Source organism: Lachnospiraceae bacterium oral taxon 500 (assembly GCA_002999035.1).
Lineage (GTDB): Bacteria > Bacillota > Clostridia > Lachnospirales > Vallitaleaceae > W11650.
Genome location: CP027241.1, coordinates 1379711 through 1396942, shown reverse-complemented (window position 1 = coordinate 1396942; position 17232 = coordinate 1379711). Strand labels below are relative to the sequence as shown.

Genomic DNA, 17232 nt, shown 5'->3' with positions numbered 1-17232 from the left:
AATTAATGATGCGGAAGCTGACTGTTTAATCAAAAAATCCGCTGTCCGGTTTTGGATTTTTCGGTTTCTCCTGACCGGATGTATTCGGATTGGTTTCCGAGGAATTGGGCTCCTTTGGATTCGGCTCCGAATGATTTCTCTCGTTATTTCTGTTGTTATCACCGGAAGAATCCGGGTCAAAAAAGCCGTTATCCGGCTGCTCATTGGTATGCGGACCATGCACCGTACAGTATTCACCAATCATGGAAAACGGAATTTCATAAGCGGCATCGGCTACCGGCAGCGGCACCGACGGATCCCAACCACTGGGCATATCCTTTTCCCGTCTTTGAATCATCACCTTTTTCTGAACCAGTTCCGGCGGACAAAACTCGGTAGCAAAAAGTCCCGATACGCTACAAATTTCCACCGCCTTATGTACGTCACACGGCTCGGTCGGTTCCGTTCCGACCGCAAAATATTCCTCAATCACCGTCGAGCCCCGCTCGTCCAAATTGCAAAGGTCCTCGACCGGCATCAAACCCGACTCGGCGCAAACCGGGCGGCGAACAATACCGGCCGGCACTTCAAAGCTCTTATTTGGCAGTCCTTCATGTACCGCCGCCATTACTTTGGCCCAAATCAAATTATGCGTGCTCTGCGAAATATGGTTCATACTCTTTGGCTGGTCATAGCCCAGCCAAATCGCCGCTGCATAATAGGGGCTATATCCGACAAACCACAGGTCATTCGAGTCCTGCGTAGTTCCGGTCTTACCGGAGATGGTCATGCCCTTGACCGCTGCCGTCGTACCGGTTCCCTTGCGGACAACATCCAGCATTGCATCTGTCAGCAGGAAAGCGGTTGTTTCCTTAATTGCCTGATGGCTTTCCGGCGTTTTGTCAATCAGCACATTTCCCTTATCATCTAACACTTTGGTATAAAAAATCGGTTCAATATACACGCCTTTATTGGCAATCGCCCCGTAGGCAGCCGTCATTTCCAGCGGTGTCACACCCGTCCGGATACCGCCCAGCGGCATGGCGTAAACCGCATCGCCTTCGGCCTGCAGCTTACTGAAGCCCAGTTTTTTCAAATATTCAAAACCCAGCTCCGGCGTAATATCGGCAATCGTCCGAACCGCAATGATGTTCATCGACTGGGCAATTGCTTCCCGCACGGTAGTCAGGCCTTTATATACTTTGTTCCAGTTCTTCGGCGTATAGCTTTGACCATTCGGCAGCTTAATCGCCACCGGCGCATCGTTGATCGTCGTTGCCAGCGTATAGCCCTTGGCATCCAAAGCAGCCGCATAGGCAGCTACCGGTTTAAAAGTCGAGCCCGGCTGACGCTGCGCCTGCGTTGCCCGGTTAAAGGTCAGGTTGCCGGACTTATCTCCCCGGCCGCCGGTCAGCGCCTTGACCTCGCCGGTATGATAATCCATAATCACCATGGCCGACTGCGGCTGCGGCACATAAACCGCTTTTTCCGCTAAAATCTCACTTTCGGCAAAGCCCAGTTCCTGCTTATATTGGACAATAAAGGCTTCGGCCGCGGCTTTATCCTTAAACTCCCCTTCTTTATAGTGATGGGTTACTTCCTCCCCTCGTTTGGTCGAGAGCGAATACATCAACTTGACTTCGTTGTGATTGCCGTTCGGGAAAAAGTTCTTATCGTCGGCATAAACATCGTCCAGCTTTTTTTGAATGCTGAGGTCCTGCGTTACATAAATGCTTAATCCGCCGCTGTGAATCAAGCGATAGGCCTGCGCTTCGGTATAATTTTTTTGAATTTGCAAGTCCTCGGCCAGCCGCAGGATGACCTCGTCCACAAAATAGGTGTAATTGGACATATTACCGGCCAGCTGCTGATTAATGCTGCGGATATTGCCGTACACGTCCTCATTGATGGCCTGATCATACTCGGCCTGAGTAATATATTTTTGCTCCAGCATTTTCTTTAAAATCCGCTGCTGCCGCTCCCGGTTGTTTTCCGGCTTGCTGATCGGATCGTACCGGCTGGGTGCATTCGCGACGCCGGCAATACAAGCCGCTTCCGCAATGGTCAGTTCCCAGGCGTTTTTGTTAAAATACGTCTGCGCCGCAGTCTGCACACCGTTGCTGTTCTTGCCGAAAGGCGCGGAATTTAAATACAGTTCCAAAATCTTCTTCTTGGCATATTCCTTGCCCCGGCCGTCCTCGGCTAACTTTTTTTCCAGCTGCACCGCCAAATACTGCTCCTGCAGTTTACGCTCAATTTTTTTACCCGGGTCTTTTAAGACATTCATCTTAACGACCTGCTGCGTCAGGGTCGAACCGCCCTCAGAAAAGCTTCGGCTCTTGATATTGGCTACGATTGCCCGCATAAAGGCATACATATCAAAGCCGTTATGCCGCCAGAATCTTTCATCCTCAACCGCTACCACGGCATCAATCATGCATTGCGGAATCTGTTCATATTCCAGATAAATCCGATTGGCATTGGCCGCCGACAGCTTTTGAATTTCATTGCCGTTCTGATCATAAATAATCGAGGCATAGCCAACCGGCACCACCGTTTCCAAAATATTGTCAATACTCGGCGCTTTATCAATGATTGCCTTATAAACACCGATTGCCGCCGCGCCGCCCAGCACGCCGACAATAACCACCGCAAAAACAATTACCTTCAAAACCACGGAATTAATTAAATTGGTCGTTTTTTTCGCTTTTGAATGAAGCTGCTCTTTTTGTTTTTTTCTTCCCTGTTTCCCAAAGTTCATTTTTAACCTCCTGATGCCCGCGATTTTTTCAGGCTTCTATCGTAAAATCAAGCCGCCCGGCTTGCTCTTTCGCTTGGTGAAATCCTCGGCCGCATGGCCCTCTATCCGGCGAAAAGCTCTTTCTCCCAGACAATGTTTTTATTATACCAAATCTAAAAATAATTAGGAAGTCTTTCTTGATGAATTTAATGGTTTTATAATCTTGCTAATTTCCATTTTAAGCAAAGAAAAAAACAGTAAACCTTTTTTGATTTACTGTTTCGCAAGCTGCTATTTTCAATTAAACAAACTGGGACTTATCATCCGGTTTTCACCGTCAGATCAAATGCTGCGCATTTGCCGCTCTTTCAGGCTTTGAGAATATCAAAATATTTTTTGGTATTGAGCCTGTGTATTTGTCCTGAAAAATCCTCAGGCCGCCGACCATTTGCTGGACGAAGCGGAGCGCCAAATCAATGCCTTGGCGCATTTTCCAGAAAAGTTCCCCTTGGCTAAAGATCCTCTGCTTGCCTCTTGGGGAATCTGTTTTGCTAAAGTAAATAATTACCTTGCTTTTTATATTATTTCCGAAGAGCGGATTTGTATCATCAGGTTTTTATATATCAAAAGCAATTGGAGTGCTATCCTGAAAGGTGATTTTTCGAGAGGATAGCATTTAATAGTACAGCACCCAAGATGACAAGCATAATCGCACATATCCCCACAACGATATTAAGTCCTTGTTCTTTCGGCATTTTTCTCGCCTTAAGGAAAAGTAAAATGCCGACAAACATCATAATGATTGGCACCAAAATAAACATTATATTTTCCCTCCAAGCTCTGTTTTATTCTAGTTTCCATTTATTTTCATCTCTATTTGCGCAATGCTGATTTTGCTTAATACCCACTTCCCCCGCCGGATAATGCCTTTATTATACCAAATCTGAAAATAATTAGGAAGTCTTGCTTGATGAATTTAATGGTTTTATTTGCAGTTTTATTCTGGCTATAGCTTTGTATTTAATTGTTTATGTTAGAAAACCGAGATTTACCAACGTTTCATATTTTTATCAAACTTCTCTGTATAAGCTTGCTTTAATTCATCTGCGGTAATGCCATAGCAAAGCATTACATCATTGTAGTACATCAAAACATCTGCCATTTCCTCGATGAGGTCTTTTCTCAATTCTTCGTCAGTAGAGGCTTTTAAACCGCTATTTTTCTTAACAATATCAATAACCTCTCCGATTTCTCCGATCATCCAAAGCAGTTTGTTTTGTCCTATTTCAGGGCAAATGGGCTCCCATTTGTGTTTGTATTTATCTTGCAAGGCTTTCTGCATTTCTTGCATCTCACTCATATTAAAACCAGACATCGTATGTTCCCTCCGCCAAATTCAAATTTTTCTCGCTATTTTTGTTATATTATACCATCTTTAAGGTATTTTTCCTACTGTCAGATTTCCTGCCAGCATTCAAATCTTCCTATAATCTTTTTATCATAGTACCATTTGGCCTTTGAGGTGCAGGTTATTCTTTTTCGGTTTTTGCTTTATCTGTTTTCATTACCAAAAACGGCAAAGGCGACTTGGCGGTAATGAGTATTGAAACCTATGAACAACTAATTAGGCGCTATGAATTATACAGCCTGCTTGAGGATGGGCTGTCTGACCAAGCTCTATTTTATTCTAGTTTCTATTTATTTTTATAATGGTTCAGTTTTTCCGCTCCTTAATTCAAATGCTTATAACTCTGCAATCTGCTCGGCGGTCAAGCCAGTGTACTTCATAATCGCCGGAATGAGCAGACCGTCCGCTTTCATATTTCGGGCGGTTTGCAGCTTTTCGCTGCGGCGGCCTTGCTTCTCGCCGCACTGGAGACCACGCTTCTCACCGAGTTGGATGCCGCATTATTCGCCCCGTTTCTCGCTAATCCGAATCCCCTTATCAATACCCGCCTCCAGCAGCGTCGCTCAGTCAGATTCATAGCGAAGCGCCGTTTCGTATCGCAATCGTTCTTTTTTGTCCGCGTAAAACTGATTCATAACCGTATTGACATATTACATAACTGCGTTCCTCCTTCCCAATTCTTCCCGAACTGCTTGGTCTTCGGTTTGAATAAACCGCAGCCAGCGCTCTAAATCTGTATCTTCTGTGGTTTTTAGCTTGGTCAAATCCAAAAAATGAAACTCCAAATCATCCGAAAACGGCTGAAAAGTTTTTACATTCATTACCCGATAAATCGAATGAAGTTCTTCTGTCAGCGGAAATTCCTCGCCTAAGATATGGATACTGACACAACAGGCTACCCACTGCCGGATTTTCAATCACGATATTCTTAAACGCATCCTTATCCAGTTCCAGCACTACTGACAAGAAGTCCTGCAAAATAATAATATTTTCCGGCCGTCCGAATAATTTTTTAAAAGCATAATCATTGCGGACAGTAAAACACATATTGTCAACCGGTTCAATGTTTTTCTGGTTTTCCGCCGCTTCCGCTAATTTCTGTGTTTTGGGTGTTTTAAGCTTTTTATCTTTGGACATTGCTTTCTCCTTTCATTATACTAAAATATTTTATCCCCGATAATACGTTCCTATAAATATTTTAGCAAAAAGGGAAATGGAGAGGTAATTTTTCTAAGATTAATCATAAATCCCCCTCCAAGCTCGGCGCTTTTACTCCTTCAGTACCCCCTTATTCTTAGCCAGATAATCGGCGGCTGAAAGCACTGTCAGCAGCACCATGAAAAAGATCAAAATCAAATTAACGGTCGGCATAAATGCGTGATCCAGCGGCAGCGGCAGGAGTAAGACCGGCAATGCCACCAAAGTAAAAGCAGTCTTGACCTTGCCCCAAAATCCGGCGGCAATGACCTGCCCCTTTTCTGCGGCAATCAGGCGAAAGCCGCTGATTAAAAATTCCCGGCTGATAATCACCACCGTTGCCCAGGCCGGCACAATCTGGCTTTCGGTTAAATAAATCAGCGCCGCCCCGACCAGCATCTTGTCGGCCAGCGGATCCATGAACTTACCGAAATTAGTAATCATCTTATATTTGCGAGCAATATAGCCATCGGCAAAATCGGTCAGCGCCGCCACAATAAACAGACCCACGCCGATATACCGCCCCCAGGGAAAGGGCAGCAAATACAAAGCCAACAGGAAAAACGGAATCAGAATGATTCGAAACATCGTTAATTTATTCGCTAAGTTCATCTATTTCTTCTCCTATCAAGTCATACTCATTGACCGCGGTAATCCTGACCCTGACCATATCGCCGGATAAAAGCTCCCGTCTGCTTTCGACAAACACATAACCATCCACCTCCGGCGCATCCCGGTAAGTGCGGCCGATATAAACCCCATCCTGCGGCAAATATGCGTCAATCATCACCCGAAACTCACGGCCAATTAGCTCCTCGTTTTTGGCAAAGGTAATCACCTGTTGAGCCAGCATCAGTTCCTTTTGCCGCTTTTTCTTGAGCCGGGCCGGTACCTGCTCCTTCATCCGAGCCGCCGGCGTATTCTCTTCCTTGGAATAAGGGAAGACCCCTACCCGGTCAAACTTCATTTCCTGCAAAAACGCCAGTAAATTAGCAAAGTTTTCTTCGCTTTCTCCCGGAAAACCGGTAATAAAAGTAGTTCGCAGACAAATATCCGGAATTTCCCGGCGCAGTTTGGCAACGAGTGCCCGCAGCTGAGCCGCTGTTGACTTACGCGCCATTTTCCTTAAAATCTCATCGTCGGCATGCTGCAAAGGCATATCCAAATACGGCAGGGCATAGCCCTTTTTTATAGCGGCAATCAGCTCGTCCGTTACGTCTTCCGGGTAAACATAGAGCAGCCGAATCCAGTCAATGCCCTCCACCGCCGCCAGCTTTTCCAGCAGTTCGGGCAGCGCCCGCCGGCCATACAAATCCACGCCGTATTTGCCCACGTCCTGCGCCACCAAAATCAGCTCCCGCTTGCCCTGCGCTGCTAAATACTTGGTTTCCTCCACCAAACTGTCCATTTCCCGGCTGCGAAACTTCCCTCTTAATTTGGGAATAATGCAATAGGTGCAGTGATTGTCGCAGCCCTCGGCAATCTTTAAAAAGCCATAGTATTTGCCGCTTTCCGAAATTCTTTCCAAAAAAACCGCAGCGTCATAGTCGGGACTGTCAAAAATTTCCCGGCTCTGCCCGGCCATAATGCTCTCAACCAGTTCCTCAATCCGGTCGGTATTGGTCGCACCCAATACCCCGTCCACCTCTGGAATCTCCCGGCGGATTTGCTCCCGGTAAAGTTCCGATAAACAACCGGTGACAATAATTTTAGGCAGGCGGCCGGCCTTTTTTTCTTCCGCCAACGCCAAGATCGAGTCGACACTTTCCTTTTTTGCGTCGTGAATAAAACTGCAGGTATTAATGATTGCAATATCCGCTTCCTCGGGCGAAAGCACAATCCGGCAGCCCTTTTTGCTCAGCCGCCCCAGCATCACCTCAGTATCAACCAAGTTCTTATCACAGCCCAGTGATTCTACATATATTTTATATTCCACATTTTCTCCTATTACTTTATTAACCCAATTTCCCCTACCAAAACACTACGTACTTTTCTTCCCGGGCGGGTGGTCTGCCCCTGGTCGAAACGCTATGCGTTTCTGCACGGGCGGGCAACCTGCCTGATCGAAAGCTCCGCTTCAAACAAAATTCTCCATTTCCGCAGCAGCCAAAAGCCAAGCAGAACGGCACCGTCTTTTTTTGCAGACGAACCCATTTTTTAGCAAGCAAATCTAATGTCTTTTCACCTATCATCCGCTCTATTTTTTGCGCTTTGCGCTCGTGCTGCGGTCAGACAGTTTTTCATCAGCATGGCAATCGTCATCGGCCCAACACCGCCCGGCACCGGCGTCAAATACGCCGCGTGGCCAAGACTGTCATCCACATCGCCGCACAGCTTGCCGTCCGGCAAACGATGAATCCCTACGTCAATCACTGCTGCCCCCGGTTTAATATAGTCGCTGGTAATCATCTTGGCTTTTCCCACCGCCGCCACCAGGATATCCGCCCGCCGGCAAATCTCTTTTAAGTTTTGAGTTTTAGAATGGCAAATCGTAACCGTGCCGTGGGCATTTAGAAGCAACAATGCCATTGGCTTGCCGACAATATTGCTGCGCCCGACGACCACACATTCCTGACCGGCGACCGGTATTTGATAATGCTTCAGAAGTTCCATTACCCCGGTCGGCGTACAAGGGGAAAGCGCTGCTTTTTGCAAAGCCAATTTCCCCATATTCTGCGGATGAAAGCCATCCACATCTTTCTCCGCTGAAATAGCCGCTAACAGCCGCTCGCTATTTAAATGCTCCGGCACCGGCAGCTGCAATAAAATCGCATGAATCGCCGGATCCGCATCTAGGCGCTCCAACAGTGCCAATACCTCATCTTCCCGGCTGTCCGCCGGCAAATGATAGGTTTCCGCTCGAATCCCAACCTTGGCGCAGGCTCTTTCCTTGTTTCTGACATAAATCGCGCTGGCCGGGTCATCATCCACCCAAACCACCGCCAAAGCCGGCTGAATCCCGGCGGCCAGGCACTGCTCCACCTCCGCTTTCAGCTCGGTCAGTATTTTTTCTGAAACCGCTTTTCCATCTATAATCTGCATGTCCGCTCCTTCCAAGCATTCTGCTTCATTCCTTCGCTGCGCTTGATCTTTTGCCGTTCTTGCTTACTGTCCCAGCTTCCCCCTGTTCACAGTGCTGCACACTTCTGTCCAGGCGGGCAATCTGCCCGAAAAGACTGTTTTGACGAACACGGGAAGTTGACTTACTGCTTAAAATCCCATTCCAGCAATCCCCAATCAGCCGAGTGCTCCGATTCGTTTCTTTTTAGTCAATTTTTTTCAATTTCCCGCTTAGAATAGCCCCACAATCCGACCATCCACTACATCAATCTGCTCGGCCGCCGGCTGCTTGGGCAACCCCGGCATAGTCATGATATCGCCGGTCAGGCAAACGATAAAACCCGCCCCGGCAGAAAGACTGATTTCCCGGACTGTAATGGTAAAGCCCTCCGGCCGGCCCAACTGCTTGGGGTCGTCCGACAAAGAGTATTGCGTTTTGGCAATACAAACCGGCAGTTCTTCCATGCCCAGCGCCCGGATTTGCTTGATTGTATTTTGGGCCGCCGGTGAAAAGGACACTGCCGCCGCTCCGTAAATTTCCCGGGCAATCCGCTCCACTTTTTCCTCAATCGGCATCAGCAAAGGATAGAGCGGCTGATAGTGACTGGCCTTGTTGTCCATCACGCGCATCAGCGTTTCGGCCAGCGCCGTTCCGCCGGCGCCGCCCTTCGCCCAGACCTCGGCCGGACAAAAATCCGCCCCCAGCCTTTGGCAAGCCTTTTCAATCACGGCAATTTCCTCTTCACTGTCAGTTACAAAGCGATTGACCGTCACTACCACCGGCACGCCGTATTTGCCAATATTTTCGATATGCTTTTCCAAATTAACAATCCCCCGGTGCAGCGCCTCGACATTCGGCTCAGCCAAGCTTTCCCGGCTGACGCCGCCATTGTATTTCAAGGCTCTGACCGTGGCCACCAGCACCACCGCCGCCGGTTTTAAGCCGACTGCCCGGCACTTAATATCCAAGAACTTTTCCGCCCCCAAATCCGCACCGAAACCAGCCTCGGTAATCACATAATCGGCCAGCTTCAAGGCATACTTAGTCGCCCGAACGCTGTTGCAGCCGTGAGCAATATTGGCAAACGGTCCGCCATGAATAATGCAGGGAGAATTCTCCAAAGTCTGTACTAAATTGGGCTTAATCGCATCTTTAAGCAAAGCCGCCATAGCGCCCTCCGCTTTCAGGTCGCCGGCTCTGACCGGCTCGCCGTCAACACTATATGCCACAATAATCCGGCGCAGGCGCTCTTTCAAATCGTCTATATCCAATGCCAAACACAAAATCGCCATCACCTCGGAGGCAACGCTGATTTGAAAACTGTCCTCACGCATAACGCCATTGCCCTTGCTGCCCAAACCAACCGCAATATGGCGCAGCACCCGGTCATTCATATCCATGACCCGCTTCCAGACAATCCGCTTGACGTCAATCCGCAGAGCATTTCCCTGCTGCAAATGATTATCCAGCATCGCCGCCAGCAAATTGTGGGCGCTGGTCACAGCATGAATATCGCCGGTAAAATGCAGATTGATATCCTCCATCGGAATAACCTGCGACCAGCCGCCGCCGGCTGCGCCGCCCTTCATGCCCATACACGGCCCCATTGATGGCTCACGCAGCGCAATCACTGCCTTTTGCCCCAAACGGTGAAAAGCCTGTCCCAAACCGACCGTCACCGTGGTCTTGCCCTCTCCGGCCGGAGTCGGATTGATTGCTGTCACCAAAATCAGCTTGCCATCCGGATTATCTTTCACTCTATCCCACAGTTCATCGGACAGTTTGGCCTTATCATAGCCATAGGGAATCAACTCGCTTTCCTGAATCCCGAGTCCTGCCGCCACTTTCCGAATGTCCTCTTTTTTCGCCTGACCGGCAATTTCAATATCACTCAGCATGTTTTATCCTTTCTGCGTTACAGCCTGTTTTTATCACTACCCTACCAATGTTGCGCCCTCTATCTCGCCGTTTATCTTAGCACTAATTTCTATCGCATGGCCTGCAAAAATTTCCTTTTCATCCCCATAATATAATGTTAATCCTCCTGCCTCGCTGATGGACAACTCCCCAAGATATAAGGAATTATAAAAGTACTCTTCTGTTAAACTGTCCGCTTCCTCCGAGTCTATCCAATCTTCGGCCGTTTCCCATAATTCTTTTACGATAAATTCCCGTATTTTAGAATCTCGGTTTTCGATATCCTCAATAAACTTTTTCAAATGAGAAAAAGATTTCGGCGGCAGCTTATCATTTTTATTTGCATCCAGCATCACACTAACTTTGTTCCCGTTGAAATCAACGCTTCCCTCAAACCATGAATAAGCTCTGTTTAATGTAAATTCACCTATTGCGTCTTTGATTACAACCGGCTTTAAGTATTCCGCAATCAGCGCCTCCAATCTGCTGTCTGATTGACCCTCCCCCATATATTCCAGCAGGCGATAACAGTTATTCGCTACTTCTGCCATATAAGGCTCCAATGTCATAGCCGGTCTTTTCCTGCATTTTATATGGTGTATTTTATAAGGCTCAAATCGATAAATCCAACCTTTTTCTTCCTTTTCCTCCGGACTTACCAGCCATTCAAGCCGTCCCTCAACGTCAGAAAATTCCTTTGTTTCCACATTCACAGATGCCGCAAAATGAACCGACGGCAGGTTGTATCCATCCTTTAGGACTGCCGCTCCATTTACTCCTTTTAAAGTAACAATCAAAAGTTCGACAATTTCTCCGCAAAATTCTTTGTCAAAATCTTCGCTTGTTTTATCAAACGGTCTTTTTAATAAACCACTCATAACCTTTCGCCATCCTCCCCTCTAACCGAAACTCTAATTTTTTCGTAATTTTCACGCTCTATGCCATGATTTTATGAACTCAGCTTTCCCATGCTCGTCAGAACCGTCTTTTTTAGCCAGACCGCCCGGGCAGAAAGCGGCGCTTCCGACAAGGGGTAGGCCGTCCGCCCAAGCGCGCAGCACTTCAATCAGGGAAAAGTTGAGTTATGAATAAAACCAGATTAATCCCTGTTGCGCAGTTCTTCCCAAATATCGTTAATCGCATCATTGACCTCTTCCGGCTCCTGCTCCTGATATTCCGAGGCAAATTCCGCTTCCGGCCGCTCTCCGGCAGCAGGCATAGCTGACGCCTCTTCGGCCGCTGCACCTGCTTCCGCCGCTCCCATCCCTGTGGCGGTCAGCGGCATTTCTTCCGTCACCACCGAGCCGGAACTTTGCTCCGCTACCCCGTCGCCGGCCAATGGCGATAATTTTGGCGTTTCCGCCGACACCGAATGAAAATTATCCTCTGATAAGCCGGCATCTCTTGTCTGGCTGTCAGCTGCATCGGCCTTATCCTTTAGCTGCTGCCATTCCCGCCGGGTGAGCAGCACCTCTCTGGGCTTGGAGCCCTGCTCCTCGCCGACATAACCCGCTTCGGTCAGTTGGTCAAGCAGCCGAGCCGCCCGGTTAAAACCAATCCGGAAATATCTTTGCAGCATCGAAGCCGATGCTCTTTCCTTATCGACCACCAATTCCAAGGCATCGGCAAACAATTCATCCAAATCATCTTTATTATCACTTCCGGCCGCCGTATCGTCCGCCCGGTTTAAATGATTCATCACTTTTTGGTTGTATTGCGTCTGCTGCTGCGTTTTTAAATATTCAACGATATTTTCCACCTCATGGTCGGAAATAAACGCCCCCTGAATCCGCACGGGCTTCGGATAGCCGACCGGATAAAAGAGCATATCGCCCTTGCCCAGAAGCTTTTCCGCTCCGTTCATATCAATAATTGTTCGAGAATCAGTACCGGACGACACATTAAAGGCAATCCGGCTCGGTACATTGGCTTTAATCAAACCGGTGATAACATCAACCGACGGTCTTTGGGTCGCAATAATCAAATGCAGACCGGCCGCTCTGGCCATTTGCGCCAGCCGGCAAATCGCATCCTCAACTTCATTGGAGGCCACCATCATCAAATCCGCCAACTCATCAACAATAATCACAATCTGCGGGAGCTTGGGCGTGTCGCCTTTTTCCTCCACTGCCTGATTGTAGCCCTTTAAATCGCGCACTCCGGCGGCAGCAAATAATTTATAGCGGTCATTCATTTCCTGAACAGCCCAGTTTAACGCTCCGGCCGCTTTTTTCGCATCCGTTACCACCGGAATCAGCAAATGCGGAATCCCGTTGTAAATCGACAGTTCCACCACTTTCGGGTCAATCATTAGAAGCCTGACTTCCTCGGGCTTGGCTTTATAAAGGAGCGACACAATCAAAGTATTGATACACACCGATTTGCCCGAGCCGGTTGCGCCGGCAATCAGTAAATGCGGCATTTTACCGATATCCGTGACCAGTACCCGGCCGGTAATGTCCTTACCCAGACCAAAGGACAGCTTGGTGCTTGACCTTTGAAATTCGGGCGAATCAATGACTTCCCGCAGCATAACCGAGCCCGCTTCCCGGTTCGGCACTTCAATCCCGATGGCGGATTTGCCCGGAATCGGCGCTTCCATTCGGATTCCGGCAGCCGCCAAGTTTAAGGCAATATCGTCCGCCAAATTGACAATCCGGCTGACCTTAACTCCCTGCGCCGGCTGAATCTCATAGCGCGTCACCGTTGGACCCTGACTGACATTAATCACCTTGGCACTGACACCAAAGCTATGCAGAGTTTCCTCCAGCTTGCGGACATTGTTTTCGATCAAGCCGCTTTCTCCGGTCGCGGCCGGCTTTGGTTCCTTTAACATCTCCAGCGGCGGGAAGAAATAACTTCGCGTCGGTTGACTTAACTCCAATTCCGCCTGAATCGCCTGCTGCGCATTGCCCTCCGCCTGCTCTGAACCGGCAATTTCCCCTGCCTTGGAACTGTTTTCAGCGGAGGTTTTCACCGGTTTTTGGCTATTTCCCGTCTGCGCTCGGTTGTCTGCTGTTTCTCCCGCTTCCTGCGCTTGACCGGCTGACCGGCTACTCCCTGCATTGCGGTTTTGCTCCGCTGCCCCCGCCGCCGCCTGGATTTCCTGCGTTTTTGGCATATCCGATGCTTCTTCTGTTTTCGGTACCTCTTGCTTATCTGGCGGCTGCACGGTTTCCGCCGCCCCAGCTACCGTTTCCGCCGCTAATTGGGCGGCAATTTCTTCGACATATTCCGGTCTTTCCGACTCCGGCCGGTTTTGGCCGCTGCCCGCCTCTAAATCCTGGTTTTCCGGCAAAGCACTGTCCGCTTCATCCGCTTTAGCCGCCTGACCGGCTGCCGATGAAAACTCATCCGGCGCATCCTCCAGCGCTTCCTCCCGGTCAAAAAGTCTTACATCAATAAAGGAGCGTTTTTTCTTCTTTTTCTTATCCGCCGGAACGTCAAGAGAGCCGGCAGTTTCTTCTTGCCCCGCTGCCCGGCGTTCCGCCAGCTCCGCCTCAATAATACTTTGCTCCCAGTCCTGACTACCCTCGGCCCTGGCCTGAGCCGCCTGCCGGCGCTCTGCGATTCCCCGCTTAATCCGGGCATAAACCGCCTGCACTAGCCGCTTGATCAACGTCAAAACCTGAACCAGACTGACTTCGGTCAAAACCAATAAAGTCAGGCCGAACAGCACCAGCAAAAAAACAATTCCGCCCCACCGGCCCAGCAGCAGCAAAAGGCAGTCGCCAAACAGACCGCCGATAAAGCCGCCGCTCATTCGGTAGCGCCCCGACACCCGAAAATAATTGGCCAGTGCAGGAAAAAACAAGTATTCACCGCCAATCGTCAGGTTGATTTGCGGTTGCCGGACGGACAAAATATGCACAAAAGCAGACAAAATCAAGAGGGCCGAACTGACCAGCTTAATTTTATCGTCCAATCTTTGATTGCCCTGATTAAAGGCTTTAAACAGCGCCGCCACAAAAATAACCACCGGCAGCAAATACGCCGTAACTCCGGTCAAACCGAATAAAAAATAAGCAAATGCACTCAGCAGCCGACCGCTGCTTTTAAAATAAACAGCAATCGCCAGCAATACCGCCAGCCCCATCAGCGCCAGCATAATTGCCTCATACTGCTTGACCGGCATTTGCCGCGTCCGCCGTTTGGCGGCCGGTGTCCGTTTAGCCGCTGTTTTTCCGGCATTTTTCCGCGGCAGAGTTACCGTCTTTGGCCGTTCTTCCCTACTTCCACTATTTTTCCGCTGATTTGCCATTGTCTTCCCACCTTAAACTTTTTTAACTCAAATCATGTTCCAGCTAAAATGCTTTTTACCCTTTACTTTGTATTTACTCCGCGCTTCTGCCCGCGTCTGCATAATACCCGTATGTGCCATAGGGTAAACGCCTTTTACCGGTAAACCGGTCCGAACTTTAACCCTTAGATCAGGCTCAGGATAATCGCCAGGATACCCATGCCGAAGCAATAATACGCAAAGTAATATAATTTTCCCTTACGGATAATCCCCAACAGCCATTTAATACAAAGAAAACCGGAAATCGCCGCTACCACTGCTCCCAAAAGATAAAGCCCCAACGTCCCGGCACTTAAACTCTCGGCTGCGCCGTCATGGATTTGCAGCACTGCCGCTCCCAAAATTGCCGGAATCGACATAATAAAAGAAAACCGCACCGCCAGCTCCGGTGTCAGCCCCCGAACTCTGGCCGTCACAATGGTTGAGCCCGACCGGGACACGCCCGGCAGCGTAGCAAATCCCTGCGCTATGCCAATCAGCAGCGCATCCCAAAAGCTCATCTCCTTTTCGGCTTTTTTACCCGCCGGCACCTTAATCGTATACAGCAAAACTGCACCGGTCAGAATTAGTCCCAGCCCCGGAATCAACGTACCGGTGTATGCCTCTTCAATCGTCTTTTTGAGCAGCAGACCCAAAACCGCCGTTGGAATCATCGACAACAAAATATAGCAGACAAAGTATTTTTTGTCATTATTTAAAACCTGCCGCCATTTTATTTTGCCGGTCAGCGCCAAAACAAAGCGCCCGACCAATAACAAGCCTTCCTTGATTAAATCCAAAATTTCTTTATAAAAAGCAGCAAAAACCGCTGCCAATGTGCCGACATGAAGCAGCACCTCAAACAAAATGCCGCTGCCCTGCCAGCCCAGCATATTGCCGAAAATTGCCAAATGGCCGGAACTGCTGACCGGCAGAAACTCGGTCAGCCCCTGAATCAGCCCCATAATAATCGCCTTTAAAACTTCCATTTTAATTCTCCCCTGCCTTTTCTCCCAAGCCGAATTCCTGATGCAAAGCTGCCACCGCAGCCGCCGTCTGCGGACTGGAAATCAGACAGGCAATGGTTGACAGCGAATCCGCCGTCTGTAAAATTTCAATTCCCCGCTTCATCAAAGCCGACAGGATTCTGGCCATCACACCCGGCACACCGGTCATGCCTTCGCCAATCAGGCTGATTTTGGTACAGCCATCCGTCCGCCGGTAGCAGGCATCATATTTTTGCAGCACCGCTTCAGCCGCACCGGTTTTATCGGCATCAATGGTGAATGCCCGCAAATCGGGAAAAATATTGATGATATCAATCGACACTCCCGCTGCCGCCAGTTCCCGAAAAAAGTCCTCGTCCGCCAGCTTGCCCTCAATCCGGTACTGCACCCGTTCCGTCCGGCAGGCAATCGCCGTAATCGGCCGGTGCTTACCCGTCTGGTTTAAATAACGGTACTCGGTAATCGCCGTGCCCTTGTGTTCACTGAAAGTATTTTTGATAATCAGCGGAATCCCCGCACGCCGGGCAACCTCAACCGCTTTTTTATGAATAACCTTGGCGCCGCTGTCCGCCATCTGAAAGACTTCATTATAGCTGATTCCCTCTAAGGTTACAGCCTGACCGCACAGCTTCGGGTCGGTCGTCATAATCCCGTCGACATCGGTATAAATCTCTACTTTTTCCGCGTCCAGCGCTTCCCCCAGCAACGCCGCCGTCAAATCCGAACCGCCTCGGCCGAGGGTGGCCAGTTCCCCTTCCAAAGAGCGTCCCTGAAAGCCAGCCACTACCGGCACCAGACCTTCCCGCAGTGCCGCCCGCAAAGGGACGGCGTCAACCGACAGCACCTCCGCCCCGGTATAATTATTATCCGTAATAATACCCGCCCGGCCGCCGCTGTATGCTTCCGAGGCAATGCCGGCCTTTTGCAGCTCACCTGATAAAACCACCGCCGAAATAATCTCACCGGTACCCATCAGCAAATCCAGTTCCCTTTTACTTAAGCTGCCTTGATTGCCGCCCAGCAAAGACAGCAAGGTATCCGTCGCATAGGGCGAGTTCAGCCGACCCATAGCCGAAACCACCACCACCACACCATCAAATAATTCTTTTGCTTTTTTTATCTTTTCCAGCACAAAACTCCGGCCGTTTTCATCAGCCATACTGGTGCCGCCAAACTTTTGAATGATAATTCTCATAACTACTTTAAACTCTTTTCCCGTTTATTTTCTTAACTTAGGTCAACCACATCATCTTAACTGCCTGTTATCCTGCTTTTTGAAACCTATGGCTAAAAACAGGAGAGAACCAGCCTTTCCGATAATATTATACAGAAAAACACCCGCCTTTACAATAAAAACTTAAATTTCTTCTTGTTTTTCCTTTCGGAAAATGACTTGCTTCAGAAAATGTCTTTCTGTTAAACCGCCCTCGGAGATGGTTAAATATACAAGCTAAAAACAATGCCGCTCAGCAAAAAAAGGGGCTGCTGCATTTATTTCCAGCCAAACTATTGTCTATAACAATAACGGTTGAAATTGAAATAATGCAGCAACCCTTTGTTTTAAATGAAATTATCTTTTGTCGTTTAGTTTCTAACTCAACTTTCCCCTGATCGAAGTGCTGCGCACTTCTGCCCGGGCGGGCA

The 17232-nt window shown here is 48.9% G+C and carries 14 protein-coding genes; 1 reads left to right on the top strand and 13 read right to left on the bottom strand.

Annotated features, from left to right (window positions below):
- Nucleotides 1-25: 25 nt before the first annotated feature.
- A complete protein-coding gene (locus C3V36_06360; GenBank protein AVM68891.1) occupies nucleotides 26-2740 on the bottom strand; it encodes a glycosyl transferase in 2715 nt (904 codons plus the stop codon).
- Between the two features lie 400 nt (nucleotides 2741-3140).
- Between C3V36_06360 and C3V36_06355 the strand changes: the two genes are divergently transcribed.
- Complete coding sequence (locus C3V36_06355) at nucleotides 3141-3392, top strand: type II toxin-antitoxin system RelE/ParE family toxin (protein ID AVM68890.1); 252 nt, start codon at nucleotides 3141-3143, stop codon at nucleotides 3390-3392.
- Here the strand turns inward: C3V36_06355 and C3V36_06350 are convergent.
- The 12 genes from C3V36_06350 to C3V36_06295 form a co-directional block, all read right to left on the bottom strand.
- Entirely contained in the window at nucleotides 3361-3540 is a 180-nt protein-coding gene (locus tag C3V36_06350; GenBank protein ID AVM68889.1) for a hypothetical protein, read from the bottom strand. The two genes, C3V36_06355 and C3V36_06350, sit on opposite strands and share 32 nt — an antisense overlap.
- A gap of 227 nt (nucleotides 3541-3767) precedes the next feature.
- Entirely contained in the window at nucleotides 3768-4094 is a 327-nt protein-coding gene (locus C3V36_06345) for a nucleotide pyrophosphohydrolase (protein AVM68888.1), read from the bottom strand.
- Between the two features lie 683 nt (nucleotides 4095-4777).
- The gene (locus tag C3V36_06340) at nucleotides 4778-5044 is read right to left on the bottom strand and encodes a hypothetical protein (GenBank protein ID AVM68887.1); all 267 of its coding nucleotides are present in this window, start codon (nucleotides 5042-5044) and stop codon (nucleotides 4778-4780) included.
- Nucleotides 4914-5264, bottom strand: a complete 351-nt coding sequence (locus C3V36_06335) for a hypothetical protein (GenBank protein AVM68886.1) — start codon at nucleotides 5262-5264, stop codon at nucleotides 4914-4916. The genes C3V36_06340 and C3V36_06335 overlap by 131 nt, the downstream gene beginning before the upstream one ends.
- A 132-nt stretch (nucleotides 5265-5396) precedes the next feature.
- Nucleotides 5397-5936 (bottom strand): CDP-diacylglycerol--glycerol-3-phosphate 3-phosphatidyltransferase, encoded by a 540-nt coding sequence (pgsA, locus tag C3V36_06330; GenBank protein AVM68885.1) that lies wholly within the window; start codon nucleotides 5934-5936, stop codon nucleotides 5397-5399.
- The gene (rimO, locus tag C3V36_06325) at nucleotides 5920-7248 is read right to left on the bottom strand and encodes a 30S ribosomal protein S12 methylthiotransferase RimO (protein ID AVM70463.1); all 1329 of its coding nucleotides are present in this window, start codon (nucleotides 7246-7248) and stop codon (nucleotides 5920-5922) included. The genes pgsA and rimO overlap by 17 nt, the downstream gene beginning before the upstream one ends.
- A gap of 257 nt (nucleotides 7249-7505) precedes the next feature.
- Nucleotides 7506-8366: a bifunctional methylenetetrahydrofolate dehydrogenase/methenyltetrahydrofolate cyclohydrolase FolD gene (locus C3V36_06320; GenBank protein ID AVM68884.1), complete on the bottom strand. Its 861-nt coding sequence runs from the start codon at nucleotides 8364-8366 to the stop codon at nucleotides 7506-7508.
- Nucleotides 8367-8615: 249 nt separating this feature from the next.
- Nucleotides 8616-10283 (bottom strand): formate--tetrahydrofolate ligase, encoded by a 1668-nt coding sequence (locus tag C3V36_06315; GenBank protein ID AVM68883.1) that lies wholly within the window; start codon nucleotides 10281-10283, stop codon nucleotides 8616-8618.
- Between the two features lie 36 nt (nucleotides 10284-10319).
- Nucleotides 10320-11180: a hypothetical protein gene (locus tag C3V36_06310; protein ID AVM68882.1), complete on the bottom strand. Its 861-nt coding sequence runs from the start codon at nucleotides 11178-11180 to the stop codon at nucleotides 10320-10322.
- 221 nt (nucleotides 11181-11401) lie between these two features.
- Nucleotides 11402-14065: a cell division protein FtsK gene (locus tag C3V36_06305; GenBank protein AVM70462.1), complete on the bottom strand. Its 2664-nt coding sequence runs from the start codon at nucleotides 14063-14065 to the stop codon at nucleotides 11402-11404.
- Nucleotides 14066-14727: 662 nt separating this feature from the next.
- Nucleotides 14728-15570: an undecaprenyl-diphosphate phosphatase gene (locus C3V36_06300; GenBank protein ID AVM68881.1), complete on the bottom strand. Its 843-nt coding sequence runs from the start codon at nucleotides 15568-15570 to the stop codon at nucleotides 14728-14730.
- 1 nt (nucleotide 15571) lies between these two features.
- Nucleotides 15572-16783, bottom strand: a complete 1212-nt coding sequence (locus C3V36_06295) for an aspartate kinase (GenBank protein ID AVM68880.1) — start codon at nucleotides 16781-16783, stop codon at nucleotides 15572-15574.
- Nucleotides 16784-17232 lie beyond the last annotated feature (449 nt).